General features: G+C 61.4%; 15 protein-coding genes. 6 read left to right on the forward strand and 9 right to left on the reverse strand.

Features of this window, described 5'->3' with window-relative positions; all coding sequences use genetic code 11:
- Positions 1-10: 10 nt before the first annotated feature.
- Positions 11-409 (reverse strand): NUDIX hydrolase, encoded by a 399-nt coding sequence (locus QC815_RS11665; RefSeq protein WP_230448257.1) that lies wholly within the window; start codon positions 407-409, stop codon positions 11-13.
- The gene (locus tag QC815_RS11670; protein WP_230448256.1) at positions 369-662 is read right to left on the reverse strand and encodes an FAD assembly factor SdhE; all 294 of its coding nucleotides are present in this window, start codon (positions 660-662) and stop codon (positions 369-371) included. Before QC815_RS11670 ends, QC815_RS11665 begins: the two co-directional genes overlap by 41 nt.
- A 208-nt stretch (positions 663-870) precedes the next feature.
- Between QC815_RS11670 and QC815_RS11675 the strand changes: the two genes are divergently transcribed.
- The 3 genes from QC815_RS11675 (at position 871) to lapB (ending at position 2,800) form a co-directional block, all read left to right on the forward strand.
- On the forward strand, positions 871-1,167 hold the full coding sequence (locus QC815_RS11675; RefSeq protein ID WP_074395919.1) for an integration host factor subunit beta: 297 nt from the start codon (positions 871-873) through the stop codon (positions 1,165-1,167).
- 127 nt (positions 1,168-1,294) lie between these two features.
- The gene (locus QC815_RS11680; protein ID WP_230448255.1) at positions 1,295-1,600 is read left to right on the forward strand and encodes a lipopolysaccharide assembly protein LapA domain-containing protein; all 306 of its coding nucleotides are present in this window, start codon (positions 1,295-1,297) and stop codon (positions 1,598-1,600) included.
- The gene (lapB, locus tag QC815_RS11685; protein WP_230448254.1) at positions 1,601-2,800 is read left to right on the forward strand and encodes a lipopolysaccharide assembly protein LapB; all 1,200 of its coding nucleotides are present in this window, start codon (positions 1,601-1,603) and stop codon (positions 2,798-2,800) included. It abuts the gene before it with no gap.
- Between the two features lie 12 nt (positions 2,801-2,812).
- Here lapB and pyrF read toward each other — a convergent pair whose 3' ends face one another.
- Entirely contained in the window at positions 2,813-3,520 is a 708-nt protein-coding gene (gene pyrF / locus QC815_RS11690; RefSeq protein WP_310539883.1) for an orotidine-5'-phosphate decarboxylase, read from the reverse strand.
- A 204-nt stretch (positions 3,521-3,724) separates the two neighbouring features.
- Here pyrF and QC815_RS11695 point away from each other — a divergent pair, with 204 nt between their 5' ends.
- Entirely contained in the window at positions 3,725-4,003 is a 279-nt protein-coding gene (locus tag QC815_RS11695) for a ComEA family DNA-binding protein (protein ID WP_230448252.1), read from the forward strand.
- A gap of 64 nt (positions 4,004-4,067) precedes the next feature.
- Here the strand turns inward: QC815_RS11695 and QC815_RS11700 are convergent, their stop codons facing one another.
- From QC815_RS11700 to QC815_RS11725, 6 genes are read right to left on the reverse strand one after another with little or no spacing between them, the layout of a single operon-like run.
- On the reverse strand, positions 4,068-5,555 hold the full coding sequence (locus QC815_RS11700; protein WP_230448251.1) for a bifunctional 2-methylcitrate dehydratase/aconitate hydratase: 1,488 nt from the start codon (positions 5,553-5,555) through the stop codon (positions 4,068-4,070).
- A 27-nt stretch (positions 5,556-5,582) separates the two neighbouring features.
- Complete coding sequence (gene prpF, locus QC815_RS11705; protein WP_230448250.1) at positions 5,583-6,761, reverse strand: 2-methylaconitate cis-trans isomerase PrpF; 1,179 nt, start codon at positions 6,759-6,761, stop codon at positions 5,583-5,585.
- A gap of 13 nt (positions 6,762-6,774) precedes the next feature.
- The gene (acnD, locus tag QC815_RS11710; protein ID WP_310539887.1) at positions 6,775-9,399 is read right to left on the reverse strand and encodes a Fe/S-dependent 2-methylisocitrate dehydratase AcnD; all 2,625 of its coding nucleotides are present in this window, start codon (positions 9,397-9,399) and stop codon (positions 6,775-6,777) included.
- Positions 9,400-9,411: 12 nt separating this feature from the next.
- Positions 9,412-10,539, reverse strand: a complete 1,128-nt coding sequence (prpC, locus tag QC815_RS11715) for a bifunctional 2-methylcitrate synthase/citrate synthase (protein WP_230448248.1) — start codon at positions 10,537-10,539, stop codon at positions 9,412-9,414.
- A 48-nt stretch (positions 10,540-10,587) separates the two neighbouring features.
- The gene (gene prpB, locus QC815_RS11720) at positions 10,588-11,499 is read right to left on the reverse strand and encodes a methylisocitrate lyase (protein ID WP_310539890.1); all 912 of its coding nucleotides are present in this window, start codon (positions 11,497-11,499) and stop codon (positions 10,588-10,590) included.
- A 42-nt stretch (positions 11,500-11,541) separates the two neighbouring features.
- Complete coding sequence (locus tag QC815_RS11725; protein WP_230448246.1) at positions 11,542-12,282, reverse strand: GntR family transcriptional regulator; 741 nt, start codon at positions 12,280-12,282, stop codon at positions 11,542-11,544.
- A gap of 272 nt (positions 12,283-12,554) precedes the next feature.
- Here QC815_RS11725 and pabB point away from each other — a divergent pair, with 272 nt between their 5' ends.
- Together pabB and QC815_RS11735 are read left to right on the forward strand one after the other, a co-directional pair.
- A complete protein-coding gene (gene pabB / locus QC815_RS11730; protein WP_310539892.1) occupies positions 12,555-13,910 on the forward strand; it encodes an aminodeoxychorismate synthase component I in 1,356 nt (451 codons plus the stop codon).
- 117 nt (positions 13,911-14,027) lie between these two features.
- Positions 14,028-14,648 (forward strand): phosphoadenosine phosphosulfate reductase domain-containing protein, encoded by a 621-nt coding sequence (locus QC815_RS11735; protein WP_230448244.1) that lies wholly within the window; start codon positions 14,028-14,030, stop codon positions 14,646-14,648.
- Positions 14,649-14,677: the final 29 nt, after the last annotated feature.

Raw genomic sequence — 14,677 nt, forward strand, 5'->3', positions numbered from 1 at the left:
CAGATAAGGATTAACGACCAGGGAAGTGGAATAATCGGCGCACCGCCCGGTGCGCCTCAAAAGGTAGACTGTCCGGCCAGAGCCAGACACGTTGCTGCCCGACCTTGAGCCCGACCAGCCACGGCGTCAGGTAGTCACAGTGAACGGGCAAGGCGTCATCGAGTTCGCCCTGGGGCAACAGCCAACGGCCTAGCGGGCCCTGGTGACGCGGCAGTAGATAAAGCGTGCCGCTGGGCTGTCGTTTGAGACTGCGTCCTAGGCAGCTTCCCCCTGCAAGCACCGCCAGGCCACCCGCCCACCAGCCGATGATGATCGTGACCATCACGGCCAGCCCCAGCAGCAGACCGCCGTGCAACCCCCACCAGACCCTAGAGCGTTCGATAGGCAGAATTATCGGTACTTTCGGCATGCTCGACGATCATCTTCACGACACGGCGCAGCGTAGGGTCTTCCGGCCATTCACGGCGCATCAGCCAGCCAAACAGGTCTTGATCCTCTTCGTCGATGAGCAGCTGAAACGCGCGCTGATCATCCGCCTCAAGCTGGTCATAGCGCTGCTCCAGAAAGGGAATCAACAGCAGATCCAGTTCCCACATACCTCTGCGTGAGTGCCAATAAAGTCGCTTGCGATTGATCGCGGCTGGAGATGTGTCGTCGCTCAACGTTGGCCTCTCTTGGATAAACAAGGTGAATGAGGAACCAGTATACCTAAGCCACAGGGTCGCGCCAGCGCCCGGCGTGTCCTATGCTATTATCGATTGTAGAACCTTGTTTTATCTAAATTGTTTTATCCCCGATTGCGCAGTATGCTGAGACAGGTGACAGAAAGGTCGTGCTGATCGACCTTCAACGTCCGCAGGGAGCTAACCGATGACCAAATCTGAATTGATCGAACAAATTGCCATGCACCAGCCCGAGCTGTCGGCAAAGGAAGTAGAGACCGCCGTGCGCATCATTCTCGACGACATGACCGATGCACTGGCTAGCGGCGGCCGCGTGGAGATTCGTGGCTTCGGGAGTTTTTCGCTACACTACCGCGAGCCCCGTACCGGGCGTAACCCGAAAACCGGCGAACCCGTGGAACTGGAAGGGAAATACGTCCCCCATTTCAAGCCGGGCAAGGAACTGCGCGAGCAGGTCGATGCCAGCCGCGCCCTGGGGTATTGATTGTGTCGGCGACGCTGCCCTTCGCCATTGCTCATTAAACGGGCTTTCAAGCCCCGTTGGGGATGACGCCGCACAGCGACTCGTACACAATGGTGCTACCGTGAAAGCTACTGATTAGGAACCTCTCATGCGTTGGATTAAAGGGCTGATTCTGGCCGTTATTTTACTGGTAGTACTGCTAGTGGGCATTCTGTTTGCGGTCAATAACCAGCAGGCCGTTGCGTTGAACCTGATATGGCTCGAGCTACCCGCCGCATCACTCTCCGTCTGGCTGCTGGCAACGCTGACGTTCGGTGTGCTGGTTGGCATGCTGGCCATGATGGGCGTTTACATTCGCCTCAAGGCCAGACTGGCGCGAAGCGAACGCCATGGCAAGCAGCAACGCAAGGAACTTGACCAGCTGCGCACGCAGGAGTTTAAGGAACTGGCTTAAATGCTGGATATTGCGCTGCTGGGCGTTATCTTTGCCGCCATCGCGATCGGCTACGGGCTCGGCTTCCGCCAGGCCGCGCGGCGCTCACGCGATCGAGCGACACCGACCCACAGCGGCCTATCCCGGGACTACTTCGTCGGGCTCAACTACCTGCTCAACGAACAGCCCGATGAAGCCATCAACACCTTCATCAACGCGCTGGACGTCAATAGCGATACGGTAGAGACGCATATCACCCTGGGCACGCTGTTTCGCTCCCGCGGCGAGGCGGACAAGGCCGTCAGTATTCACCAGAACCTGCTGGCCCGCCCCGCACTCTCTGACGCCACCAATGCCAAGGTGCAGCTGGAACTGGCACGGGATTTCGTGACCTTGGGTGTACATGACCGCGCCCAGCGGCTACTCAGAACCCTGCTGGAACAGAACCATGACAGCGAGCTGCACTACCCCGCCAAGCGCCTGCTGATTGATCTGCTTGAGCGCGAAAAGGACTGGCAAGGTGCCTTTGATACCGCCATCCCGCTTTTCAAGCAGTTCCCCAATATACGCCGGGCGGCGGCCCATTGGCAGTGCGAGCTGGCGGAAACGGCAACCGATAATGCCAGCCGAGCGGTGGCCAAACGCCACCTCAAGAAGGCCCTTCAGCTGGATCCGCACTGCGTACGCGCCAACCTGATTCTCGCCGAGCTGGAAATGGACAATGCCCATTACACGCGCGCCATCGAGCGTCTGGCGCGCGTGCCGGATCAGGATAACGCCCACCTTCCAACCATGCTGCCCGCGCTGAAACGCGCCTACCTGCGCAACGACGACGAAGACGGCCTCGAGGCGCACCTGCAGCGGCTGATCAAGGTGGCCCCCTATACCAGCCTGATCATCGAACTCGGGGAGCTGATTCACCACCGTGACGGGGTCGACACCGCCATCGAGATGACCGGCGAGCTGCTCAGCCAGGCCCCCAGCCTGCGCGGGCTCAACTATCTGGTTGACCTTTACATGGAAAGCCACCGCCTGCAGGGGCGGAATACCCCGGATACGCGCCTGCTGCTGCTCAAGTACCACACCGACGCCTTACTGCAAGGCCGACCGCGCCACCGCTGCCTGCGCTGTGGTTTTACCAGCGATGCGCTGCAATGGCAGTGCCCCACCTGCCGCTACTGGGGCACCATCAAACCGATTATCGGCGTGGAAGGTGAATAGGGCTGGCGTCGCTTAGGCGTCGATTCCCAGCTCAGACTCGATGGCCGCCAAGGCATCCATCGGGTTGTCCGCCTGGGTTACCGGCCGCCCGACCACCAGGTGCGTGCTGCCTGCCTGCATTGCCTCCTGGGGCGTCATGATCCGTTGTTGATCATTGGCCACGGCAAACGCTGGCCGAATGCCCGGCGTCACCTTCAAGAACCCATCACCGCATAGCGACGCAATCCTGGCTGACTCCTGAGCCGAGCACACCACGCCATGCAAGCCGCTTTGCTTGGCCAGCTGCGCCAACTGCGCCACCTGCTCGTCGAGAGACGCCAACACGCCCACCTCGGCGAGATCGCTTGCCTGCATGCTGGTCAGCACGGTGACGGCAATCAGACGCGTCTCGAGGCGCTTTTGCGCCAGGCGATCCGCCGCCGCTTCCATCATGGCCCGACCGCCGCTGGCGTGGACGTTCACCATCCATACGCCCTGCTCTGCGGCGGCTTCGACGGCGCTTGCCACCGTATTGGGGATATCGTGGAATTTGAGATCCAGAAACACCTCGAATCCGCGCCCATGCAGCGCCTCGAGTACCGCCGGGCCGCTGCGGGTGAACAGCTCCTTGCCGACCTTGAGCCGACAGCGTGAAGGATCAAGCTGATCCGCCATGCACAACGCCGCATCCAGCGACGGGTAGTCAAGCGCAATGATCAGCGGTGATTCGGTGACAGGCATGCCAAGCTCCCAGGTAATTTTGCCCATTATATCAGTCCCCCAGGCGGGCTATGTAAGCCTTTTGCCATACACGTATGGCATTTTGCTTACATCACGTATCGCTAATTTCCGACAGCATCCCGCGAATATCCAGCTAGGGTAAAAAACGTGGGAATTACGCCCGCGTCAATACTTAACCTCAGGACAAACCATTAAGGACTTAGCATGAAACAATCAATGAAAGGACTGTTAGCCGCACTGCTCTTCAGCATCGGCAGCGTTAGCAGCGCCCTGGCCCAGGAGGTCGCACCGATCAACATCAACAGCGCCGACACTGAGCTGCTTGACGAGCTTCCGGGCATCGGCCCCAGCCGCGCCGAGGCCATTATCGAAGAGCGTGATGCCAACGGTGAGTTCGAGAATGCCGACGACCTGACCCGCGTCAGCGGCATCGGGCCCGCCACCGTCGACCGCATGCGCGACCAGATCACCTTTGGCAATTAATGGGGCGGCCTTGGCGCCGCATCACCACCGCCCGAGAGCGTGAGCGCCTCGGGCGGTTTTCGCTTTATGGCGTCATTTCCCAGAGCGTCATGAACCGGTTCACCGGCATTTCGGCAAGCGACGTCTGGTCGCTGCAGGCGTGCATGATCGCCTCGCAGCGGTGCGCGGGAAACCGCGTGGCCAGGTGGCGCTGAAACTTGTCGAGCAGCAGCGGCAGACCTTCGTCGCGGCGTCGCCGATGCCCCAAGGGGTATTCCACCGACACCTTGTCGGTTGACGTGCCATCGTCGAAAAACACCTGGACGGCGTTGGCAATCGAACGCTTGTCGGGGTCGTGGTAGTCCCGCGAGTAATCGGGGTCTTCCTCCACCACCATTTTGTCACGCAGCTGGTCGATAAGCGGATGCGCGGCGTGGAAGTCATCTTCGTAATGGTCGGCGGTCAAGGCACCCTGCATGAGCGGCACGGCGACCATGTACTGAAGGCAGTGATCACGGTCGGCGGGGTTGGCGAGCTTGCCCGTCTTGGAAATGATACGAATGGCGGCTTCGTGGGTGGTCATCACGATGCGCTCGATAGACGACAGACGATCGCTCACCTGCGGGTGCAGCTTCACCGCTGCCTCGCAGGCGGTCTGGGCGTGAAATTCAGCCGGGAACGCCACCTTGAAGAGAATATTTTCCATCACGTAGCAGCCCAGCTCGCGCTGAAAGCGCAGCCGGCGTTCGCCCTCGGGCTTGAGGCTCAGGTCCTTGTTGACGTGGCTGAACATGACGTCGTAGAACCCCCATTGCGGCGCCGTCAGCGCGCTGGGGATGCCCATTTCACCCCGCATGGCGATATCCGCCAGACGCACGGCACGCGAGGTGGCATCGCCCGCCGCCCAGCTCTTGCGCGAGCCGGCATTGGGTGCGTGGCGATAGGTGCGCAGACTCTGGCCGTCGACCCAGGCATGGGAAAGTGCCGACAACAGCTGCTCGCGATCGGCACCCATCAAGCGCGCCACCACTGCTGTTGAGGCCACTTTCACCAGCAACACATGGTCCAACCCTACGCGGTTGAAGCTGTTGTCCAGCGCCAGTACGCCCTGTATCTCGTGGGCCATTATCATCGCCTGCAGGACATCGCCCATCACCAGCGGCTCGGCCCCGACGGCCACCCGCTTCTGGGACAGGTGATCCGCCACCGCCAGAATCGCCCCCAGATTATCCGAAGGGTGCCCCCACTCGGCGGCCAGCCAGGTATCGTTGTAGTCCAGCCAGCGCACCATGGCCCCGATGTCCCAGGCCGCTTTGGCCGGGTCCAGACGAAGCGAGGTGCCTGGCACCCGGGCACCGTGCGGCACCACGGTGCCTTCCACCAGCGGGCCCAGGTGCTTGGTACACGCCGGGAAGCGAAGCGCCAGTAGCCCGCAGCCCAGCGTGTCCATCAGGCAGTAACGCGCCGTGGTCAGGGCTTCCTCGGAGGGCGTGCGATAGTTGAGCGCGTAATCGGCCAGCGCTTGCAGCTCTGGGTCATAGTCAGGACGCTCATTCACGTCGGCGGTCTGCATGGTAGTACCTCCCAATAGATGTGCCTGTTAGTGGCTCTCGACCGGCACGCGCACGTTACCCTCCATCAAGACCCGCGCGCTGCGACTCATTAACGCTTTATCGATTTGCCAGATACCGTCCACCAGGCTGGCCTGCGCGCCTACGCGCAACGACCCGGAGGGGTGGCCAAAGGTCACCGCAGCGCGGTCACCACCGCCCGCCGCCTCATTGACCAGCGTGCCCTTGATCGAGGCCGCAGCGGCGATGGCCACGGCCGCAGTGCCCATCATCGCGTGGTGCATCTTGCCCATCGACATGGCCCTGACCAGCAGGTCGACGGACTCGGCATCGACCGCTTTGCCACTGGAGGCCGTATAGCTGGCAGGCGGCGCCACAAAGGCCACTTTGGGGGTGTGCTGGCGGTTGGCCGCCTCGTCGACGTGCTCGATGAGCCCCATGCGAACGCCGCCGTGAGCGCGGATCGTCTCGAACATAGCCAGTGCCTTGGCATCGCCATTGATGGCATCCTGCAGCTCCGTCCCGGTATAACCGACCGCCTGGGCGTTGATGAAGACCGTCGGGATACCCGCGTTGATCAGCGTGGCTTTCAACACGCCCACGCCCGGCACCTCAAGGTCATCCACCAGGTTGCCGGTGGGGAAGATTGCCCCTTCACCGTCGGCCGGGTCCATAAAGGCCACCGGGATTTCAGCCGCAGGAAAGGTGACGCCGTCGAGCTCGAAGTCGCCGGTTTCCTGGACCTGACCATGGGTCATGGGTACCTGAGCAACGATCGTTTTGCCAATATTGACCTGCCAGATACGCACCTCGGCCATGCCGTTATCAGGCACTCGCGAGGCATCTACCAGGCCGTTGGCAATCGCGTAAGGCCCCACCGCGGCCGATAGGTTGCCGCAGTTACCACTCCAATCGACAAACGGCTTATCGATGGACACCTGACCAAACAGATAATCGACGTCATGAGCCGGGGATTCGCTTTTAGACAGAATCACCGCCTTGCTGGTACTGGACGTTGCACCGCCCATGCCATCGATCTGTTTTTCGTAGGGGTCGGGGCTGCCGATCACTCTCAGCAGCAGCTTGTCCCGCGCCTCACCCGGGCGCTGAGCGGCCTCGGGCAAATCGCTGAGCGTAAAGAACACGCCTTTGCTGGTGCCGCCACGCATATAGGTGGCGGGAATCTTGCGTTGAGGAGCATGAGGCATGCAGGTCGTCTCCCTATGCCGCTGTCGATTCAAGAAAGTCCTGCGCGAAACGCTGCAAGACACCGCCGGCCGTATAGATGGTCACTTCCTCGGCGGTATCCAGACGGCAGATCACCGACACGCGCTCGGTGCCACCATGCTGGCGGTGAATCACCAGGGTAAGCGTTGCCCCCGGCTCGGGCGCCCCTTCCACATCGTAGATTTCGGTGCCATCGAGCCCCAGTGTATGCCGCGTCGTACCCGGCTCGAACTGCAGCGGCATCACCCCCATGCCGATCAGATTGGTGCGGTGGATGCGCTCAAAACCCTCGGCGACAATGCTCTCGACCCCGGCCAAGGCCACGCCTTTGGCGGCCCAATCCCTTGAAGACCCCTGGCCGTAGTCGGCCCCGGCAATAATGATCAACGGCTGCTTGCGGGTCATGTAGGTTTCGATGGCCTCCCACATGCGCGTGACCTTGCCTTCCGGCTCAACCCGCGCAAGCGACCCCTGCACGACCTTGCCCTGCTCGTCGTGAACCATTTCGTTGAACAGTTTAGGGTTCGCAAGCGTCGCGCGCTGTGCGGTGAGGTGGTCGCCACGGTGAGTGGCGTAGGAGTTGAAGTCTTCCTCCGGCAGGCCCATCTTGTCCAGGTACTCACCCGCTGCGCTGTTCAACTGAATCGCGTTGGAGGGTGACAGGTGATCGGTGGTGATATTATCCGGCAGAATCGCCAGCGGGCGCATGCCCTTCAGGCCCCGCGCCTTTGCCATGTTGCCTTCCCAATAGGGAGGGCGCCGGATGTAGGTGCTCTGGGGGCGCCACTCGTAGAGCGGACTGACCTGGGCGCGCGCACTTTTATCCAGGTCAAACATCGGGATGTAAGTGTCGCGGAACTGCTCGGGTTTCACCGCCGACTTCACGATGGCGTCGATTTCGCTGTCGTCGGGCCAGATATCCTTGAGCGTAACCGGATTCCCGTCGGCATCGTGCCCCAGGACGTCCTTTTCAATATCGAAGCGAATCGTGCCCGCGATCGCGTAAGCCACCACCAGCGGCGGCGAGGCCAGAAACGCCTGCTGGGCATGGGGGTGAATACGCCCGTCAAAATTACGGTTGCCCGACAGCACGGCCGTGGCGTAAAGATCGCGGTCGATGATTTCCTGCTGAATGCGCGGATCCAGCGCGCCCGACATGCCGTTGCAGGTAGTGCACGCGTAGGCCACCACGCCAAACCCCAGGTCTTCCAGCTCGCCCATCAGGTCGGCTTCTTCCAGGTACATCTTGACGGTTTTCGACCCCGGGGCCAGCGATGACTTGACCCACGGCTTACGGGTCAGGCCGAGCCTGTTGGCGTTGCGGGCGATCAACCCGGCCGCCACCATGTTGCGCGGGTTGGACGTATTGGTGCAGCTGGTGATCGCGGCGATAATCACCGCGCCGTCGGGCATCCTGCCGGCTTGCTCTTCCGCCCGGGCTTTATCCATATCCCCCGCGATGCCGTTCTTGGCAAGCGCCGAGGTGGGCAGGTGGGCGTGGGGGTTGGAAGGCCCCGCCAAAGTGCGCGTGACGCTGGAAAGGTCGAACGTCAGCACCCGCTCGTACTCGGCCGTGGTCAGGCTGTCGGCCCACAGACCGGTATGCTTGGCGTAGGCGTCGACCAGCGCCACCTGCTTGTCTTCGCGCCCGGTGAGCTTCAGGTACTCGATGGTCTGGTCATCGATGTAAAACATCGCCGCCGTGGCGCCGTATTCCGGCGTCATGTTGGAAATCGTCGCGCGGTCGCCTACGGTCAGCGCATTGGCGCCTTCGCCGTAAAACTCCAGATAGGCGCCGACCACCTTTTCTGTACGCAAGAACTCGGTAATGGCCAGCACCATATCGGTACCGGTGATGCCGGGCTCAAGCTTGCCGGTGAGTTCCACACCGACGATATCCGGCAGGCGCATCATCGAGGCGCGGCCGAGCATCACGCTCTCGGCTTCGAGACCACCGACGCCCACCGAAATCACGCCCAACGCATCGGTCATGGGCGTGTGGCTGTCGGTGCCCACACAGGTATCGGGGAAGGCCACACCCTGCTGAGTCTGCACCACCGGCGACATCTTCTCCAGGTTGATCTGGTGCATGATGCCGTTGCCGGGCGGGATCACATCGACGTTCTCGAAGGCCACTTTCGTCCAGTTGATGAAGTGAAAGCGGTCGTCGTTGCGCCGGTCTTCTACCTGGCGATTTTTTTCAAAGGCGTCCTTTTCAAAGCCGGCATGCTCAACGGCCAGCGAGTGGTCGACGATCAGCTGCGTCGGCACTACCGGATTGACCTTTGCCGGATCACCGCCTTTATCGGCGATGGCATCGCGCAGGCCCGCCAGGTCGACCAGCGCGGTCTGGCCCAGGATATCGTGGCAAACGACCCGCGCCGGGTACCACGGGAAGTCCAGGTCGCGCTTACGCTCGATCAGCTGTTTCAGCGCGTCGGTCAGCAGCGTCGGCTCGCAGCGGCGCACCAGCTGCTCGGCCAATACCCGCGAGGTGTACGGCAGGGTCGCGTAGGCGCCGGGCTGGATATCCTCCACGGCCTGGCGGGCATCGAAGAAATCGACCGGAGCGCCCTCCCGCGTCACACCCGGCAGCGGCTTGCGATAATCAGTATTCATCAGCACTCTCACTCAGTCGCGGTCTTCAATGGGCACCCACTCGCTCTTTTCAGGGCCGGTATAGTCGGCGCTGGGACGAATAATGCGGTTGTTTTCGCGCTGCTCGAACACGTGGGCGGCCCAGCCGGTGAGGCGCGACATCACAAAGATCGGCGTGAACAGCTTGGTCGGAATGCCCATGAAGTGATAGGCGCTGGCATGGAAAAAGTCGGCGTTGCAGAACAGTTTCTTCTCGCGCCACATGACCGCTTCGCAGCGCTCCGAGACGGGGTACAGCACCTTATCGCCCACATCGTCGGCAAGTTTTTTCGACCAGTGCTTGATAATGGCGTTGCGCGGGTCGGACTCGCGATAGATGGCGTGCCCGAAGCCCATGATCTTCTCTTTGCGCTCCAGCATGCCGAGCATCTCGCGCTCGGCTTCTTCCGGGGATGACCAGTTCTCGATCATCGCCATCGCCGCCTCGTTGGCGCCGCCGTGTAGCGGGCCGCGCAGCGAGCCAATCGCCCCGGTCACGCAGGAATGCATGTCGGAAAGCGTCGAGGCGCACACCCGGGCGGTAAACGTCGAGGCGTTGAATTCGTGCTCGGCGTAAAGAATCAGCGAGACGTTCATCACCCGGGCATGCAGCTCGGAGGCCGGCTCACCGCGCAGCATATGCAGAAAGTGGCCACCCACCGAGGCGTCGTCGGTTTCGGTCTTGATACGCACGCCATCGTGGGTGAAACGGTACCAGTAGCAGATGATCGACGGCAGGACGGCAAGCAGCCGGTCGGCCACGTCATCCTGTTCGCCAAAGCTTTCCTCGGTTTCCAGATTGCCGAGCATCGAGGTACCGGTGCGCATGACATCCATCGGATGGGCGTCTTTGGGAATCTCTTCCAGCACGGCTTTCAAGGCGCTGGGCAAGCCGCGCAGGCTTTTCAGCTTGGCGATGTAGTCATCCAGCTCGGTCTGGTTGGGCAGCTTGCCCTTTAACAGCAGGAAGGCGACCTCTTCGAACTTGGCTTTTTCGGCCAGCTCCTTGATATCGAAACCGCGGTAGGTCAACCCTGAGCCCGTTTTGCCGACGGTACACAGCGCGGTACTACCAGCGCTTTGTCCACGCAGTCCTGCGCTGTTTTGCGGTTTGTCAGCCATATCGTGTCTCCTGTCGCGATTCTTGTAGGTTGTAAGCGTTGTAATGGGTTAAGCGTTTTTCTGCTCGGCAAATAGCGCGTCGAGCTTTTGCTCGAAATCGTGGTAGTTCAAAAAGTCATAAAGCTCATCGCGGGTCTGCATGGTGTCCACCACGTCTTTCTGGTGGCCGTTGTCCAGAATGCTCTGGTAGACATGCAGCGCGGCGGCGTTCATCGCGCGGAAGGCCGATAGCGGATACAGCACCATGCGGCAGCCGACATCACCCAACGCCTGCTGGGTGAATAACGGCGTGGCGCCAAACTCGGTAATATTGGCGAGAATCGGCGCGTTGACCCGCTCGCAGAAGGCTTGGTAGTCACCCAGGGTATGCACCGCTTCGGCGAAGATGGCATCGGCACCCGCCTCGACGCAGGCATTGGCGCGCTCGATGGCCGCGTCGAGCCCTTCTTTCTGGAAGGCATCGGTGCGTGCAATCAGATAGAACTCGGGGTCGAGCTTGGCATCCGCAGCGGCTTTGATGCGGTCGACCATTTCCTGCTGGGAGACGATGGCTTTATTGGGGCGGTGCCCGCAGCGCTTCTGGGCCACCTGGTCTTCCAGGTGCACCGCCGCAACCCCCGCACGCTGCATTTCCTTCACGGTACGCGCGATATTGAAGGCGCCACCCCAGCCGGTATCGATATCCACCAGCAGCGGCACATCGGTGGCCCCACAGATACGGTGGGCGTCTTCGACCACGTCGTTCATGGTGGTCATCCCCAAGTCCGGCAGGCCAAAGGACGCGTTCGCCACGCCACCGCCCGATAGGTAAATCGCCTGGTGGCCCACCCGCTCGGCCATCATCGCGGTATAGGCATTAATGGTACCGAGAATCGGCAGCGGACGGCTTTCGTCCAGCGCCGCACGAAAGCGAGCGCCCGGCGTGAGCCTCGATGCAGGACGCGAGGGGGACTGAGACATGAGCGTTGACTCCTTTATAATCCGACACGGGCAAACGGCGTATCAGGCCGTGGGTGTCGTTGTCTGTGGGTCGAGAATGGCGGCGTAGCGGTCGGCGACGTTGGCGCGGGAAGCGCTGACGTGGCGGCGCATCAATAGCTCGGCGAGTTCGGCATCACCGGCTTCGATGGCATCGACAATACGGTGGTGTTCGACGAAGGCGCGCTGAGGACGCGCACCGCTGGCGCTGAACTGGGTCCGGTAGAGACGCACCAGGTAATAGAGGTCATCGCACAGCAGGTTCATCAGCATCTTGTTGTGGCTGCCCTGCACGATGCGGTAGTGGAAATCCAGGTCGCCTTCACGCTGATAGTAGGCCTCGCCGCGTTTCAGGTCGCTTTGCCCTTCGTGCAGCGCCAGCACGTCGCGCAGCCCCTGAATATCGTCGGCGGACATGTGCTCGGCGGCCAGCCGGGCGGCCATGCTTTCCAGTGCCTCGCGCAGGTCAAACAGCTCGAGAAGCTCCTTCATGGAAAGCTTGACCACCCGGGCGCCCACGTGCGGCACACGTTCGATCAGCCGGTGGGCCTCCAGGCGTCGCATGGCTTCGCGCAGCGGACCGCGGGAAATCCCGTAGGTTTTCGACAGCCCCGGTTCGGTAATCTTGCTCCCCGGGGCGAGCTCACCGCGTACGATGGCATCCTGAAGCTGGTGAAAAACCCGCTCGGCCAAGGTGCGCACTTCAGGAGACGTCGCCTCGTGCCCTGAAGCCTCTTTCGATATCGTTGTGGCTGTTAGCGTCATGATAAATTGTCGACAATTAAATGATAAAGCAACTTTAGTCCCCTGCCCTACCGCCGTCAACCGTGGCTAACACTGGATTATATGCGTCTTTTGTCGTACGACTTAGGGCCATCGTTTTTATCGGTGTCGACAATCCAGCCGTAAAACGCCGACGTTAACGACGCTTTTTATCTCCAAGCGACAAACGTGAGAACCGCGTCAAGAAGATCGGCTGGTGTCCGTGCTGAACGCCCTCTAAAATGCATCGCCTCACTCGGCTAGGCGTTTGCTCCATGACATCGGCGTTGACACTGACGGCACTGCCCTATCTACCCGACCCGCTCGCGACGTTCGCGCCGTTGCGCCAGCGCCCCGGCGCGGTATTGCTGGATAGCGGACGTCCGGTGGCCAACGGCCGGTTTGACATCCTCAGCAGCGACCCGCTAGCCACGCTGGAGATCGATGCCCACGGCATTCCCAGGCTTGTTTCTGACCAGTTCAACATGCCGGGCGAGTGGCAGGATGCCTTTGCTCCCCAGCAGTGGCTGCTTGAACAGTTGCCTATCCCGGCAGCGGATATGGGCGAGCTGCCGTTTACGGGGGGGCTGATCGGCTACTGGAGCTACGACCTTGGCCGCGAGCAGCAATCCATTGTCAGTCAACAGCCCTGCGTCACCGCCCTGCCCCAGGCGCGCATCGGGCTTTATGACTGGTGCATTACCTTTGACCACCACACTCAGCAAACCTGGCTGGTGGCCACGCCCGCGCGCCGGGAGCAGGTCATGCGCTGGCTTGAACATGCGACGCCACCCACCACGCCCTTCGGTCTGGCAGCCCCCTTCCAGCCCCAACTTAGCCGCGCTGACTACCTCAAGCGCTTTCACGCCGTGCAAGACTACATCCGCGCCGGTGACTGCTACCAGATCAATCTGGCCCAGCGCTTTTCGGCACCCTACCAGGGCGACGAGTGGGAGGCGTACCTACGCCTGCGCCACGCCACTCCGACGCCCTTTTCCGGCTACATGGCCTGGCAGGACAAGGCCGTACTGTCGCTATCCCCCGAGCGCTTTATTCGCTGCCACGAAGGCCAGGTGGAAACCCGGCCGATCAAAGGCACCCGACCACGCGGATCAACCCCCGATGAAGACCGCGCGCTTGCCGAGGAACTGCTCACCAGCACCAAGGACCGCGCGGAAAACGTGATGATTGTCGACCTGCTGCGCAACGACCTGGGGCGCGTCTGCCAGCCCGGCTCCATTCGCGTGCCGCAGCTCTGCCAGCTGGAGAGCTACCCCAACGTGCACCATCTGGTCAGCGTCATCCAGGGCCAGCTACCCGACCCCCGCGCGGCGCTGGCGCTGCTGGCCGCCGCTTTTCCCGGCGGCTCGATCACCGGCGCCCCCAAGATCCGCGCCATGCAGATCATCGACGAGCTGGAACCCTGCCAGCGCAGCGTCTATTGCGGCAGCCTTGGTTATGTGGACGTGCGGGGGAGCATGGATACCTCAATCGCAATCCGCACCGTAGTGGCGGATGCCGGCAGGCTGCACGTGTGGGGCGGTGGCGGCCTGGTGGCGGATTCCAAGGCCGAAGAGGAATACACCGAAACCCACGACAAGATTCGCCACCTTATTGGCGCTCTGGAATAAGAAAGCAGCGTTTTAAATCAAAAAGAAATATAAAAGCCAAACCAAACGGTATTGGGGCGAACCGCCGGGCCTTTGGTAGCCTAACGTGACGATCTTGCCCACACACAAGGAGGCAGCATGTCGTCTGATCTAGACACTGTTAACAGCGATTTCGCCAACGACCCTCAGGGGTTGATCGAATGGGCCTTTCGTCAGGGCCAGCGGCCGATTTGCACGACCAACTTCCGCCCCTTCGAGGCGGTGATACTGCACATGGTGACCCAGGTACGTCCCGACATCCCCATTGTGTGGATGGACAGCGGCTACAACACCGAGGCCACCTACCAGTTTGCCGATGCGCTGATCAAGCGGCTGAACCTGAACATTGTCAGCTTCCTGCCCAAACGAACCCGCGCCCACCGCGAAGCGCTGGAAGGCCCGATGCCCGGGATTGATGACCCGCGTCACGATGTCTTTACCCAGGAAGTAAAAATCGAACCTTTCGAGCGCGCGCTCAGGGAAATGCGGCCGGATGTCTGGTTTACCGCGCTGCGCGCGGAAGACACCCCCGAACGCGCCAAGATGCAGCCGGTCAGCCGCAATGAGGACGGCTTGTTGAAGGTGGCGCCCCTGCTTCAGTGGACCGCCAAGGACATGTATGACTACCTGCAGGCCCACGACCTGCCCAACAATTTCGACTACTTTGACCCCACCAAGGTCGAGGAAAAGCGCGAGTGCGGGCTGCATTTACAGCACTGAAAGGTCTTCGCCACCGCCCCACGACCCTC

Source organism: Vreelandella gomseomensis, from assembly GCF_031451645.1.
Lineage (GTDB): Bacteria > Pseudomonadota > Gammaproteobacteria > Pseudomonadales > Halomonadaceae > Vreelandella > Vreelandella gomseomensis.

Bases quoted from the DNA above. Each gene is read 5' to 3' on its own strand.
- acnD (WP_310539887.1), bottom strand. From the start codon at position 9,399: ATGAATACTGATTATCGCAAGCCGCTGCCGGGTGTGACGCGGGAGGGC.
- QC815_RS11665 (WP_230448257.1), bottom strand. From the start codon at position 409: ATGCCGAAAGTACCGATAATTCTGCCTATCGAACGCTCTAGGGTCTGG.
- QC815_RS11675 (WP_074395919.1), top strand. From the start codon at position 871: ATGACCAAATCTGAATTGATCGAACAAATTGCCATGCACCAGCCCGAG.
- prpC (WP_230448248.1), bottom strand. From the start codon at position 10,539: ATGGCTGACAAACCGCAAAACAGCGCAGGACTGCGTGGACAAAGCGCT.
- lapB (WP_230448254.1), top strand. From the start codon at position 1,601: ATGCTGGATATTGCGCTGCTGGGCGTTATCTTTGCCGCCATCGCGATC.
- QC815_RS11680 (WP_230448255.1), top strand. From the start codon at position 1,295: ATGCGTTGGATTAAAGGGCTGATTCTGGCCGTTATTTTACTGGTAGTA.
- pabB (WP_310539892.1), top strand. From the start codon at position 12,555: ATGACATCGGCGTTGACACTGACGGCACTGCCCTATCTACCCGACCCG.
- prpB (WP_310539890.1), bottom strand. From the start codon at position 11,499: ATGTCTCAGTCCCCCTCGCGTCCTGCATCGAGGCTCACGCCGGGCGCT.
- QC815_RS11695 (WP_230448252.1), top strand. From the start codon at position 3,725: ATGAAACAATCAATGAAAGGACTGTTAGCCGCACTGCTCTTCAGCATC.
- QC815_RS11725 (WP_230448246.1), bottom strand. From the start codon at position 12,282: ATGACGCTAACAGCCACAACGATATCGAAAGAGGCTTCAGGGCACGAG.
- pyrF (WP_310539883.1), bottom strand. From the start codon at position 3,520: ATGCCTGTCACCGAATCACCGCTGATCATTGCGCTTGACTACCCGTCG.
- prpF (WP_230448250.1), bottom strand. From the start codon at position 6,761: ATGCCTCATGCTCCTCAACGCAAGATTCCCGCCACCTATATGCGTGGC.
- QC815_RS11735 (WP_230448244.1), top strand. From the start codon at position 14,028: ATGTCGTCTGATCTAGACACTGTTAACAGCGATTTCGCCAACGACCCT.
- QC815_RS11700 (WP_230448251.1), bottom strand. From the start codon at position 5,555: ATGCAGACCGCCGACGTGAATGAGCGTCCTGACTATGACCCAGAGCTG.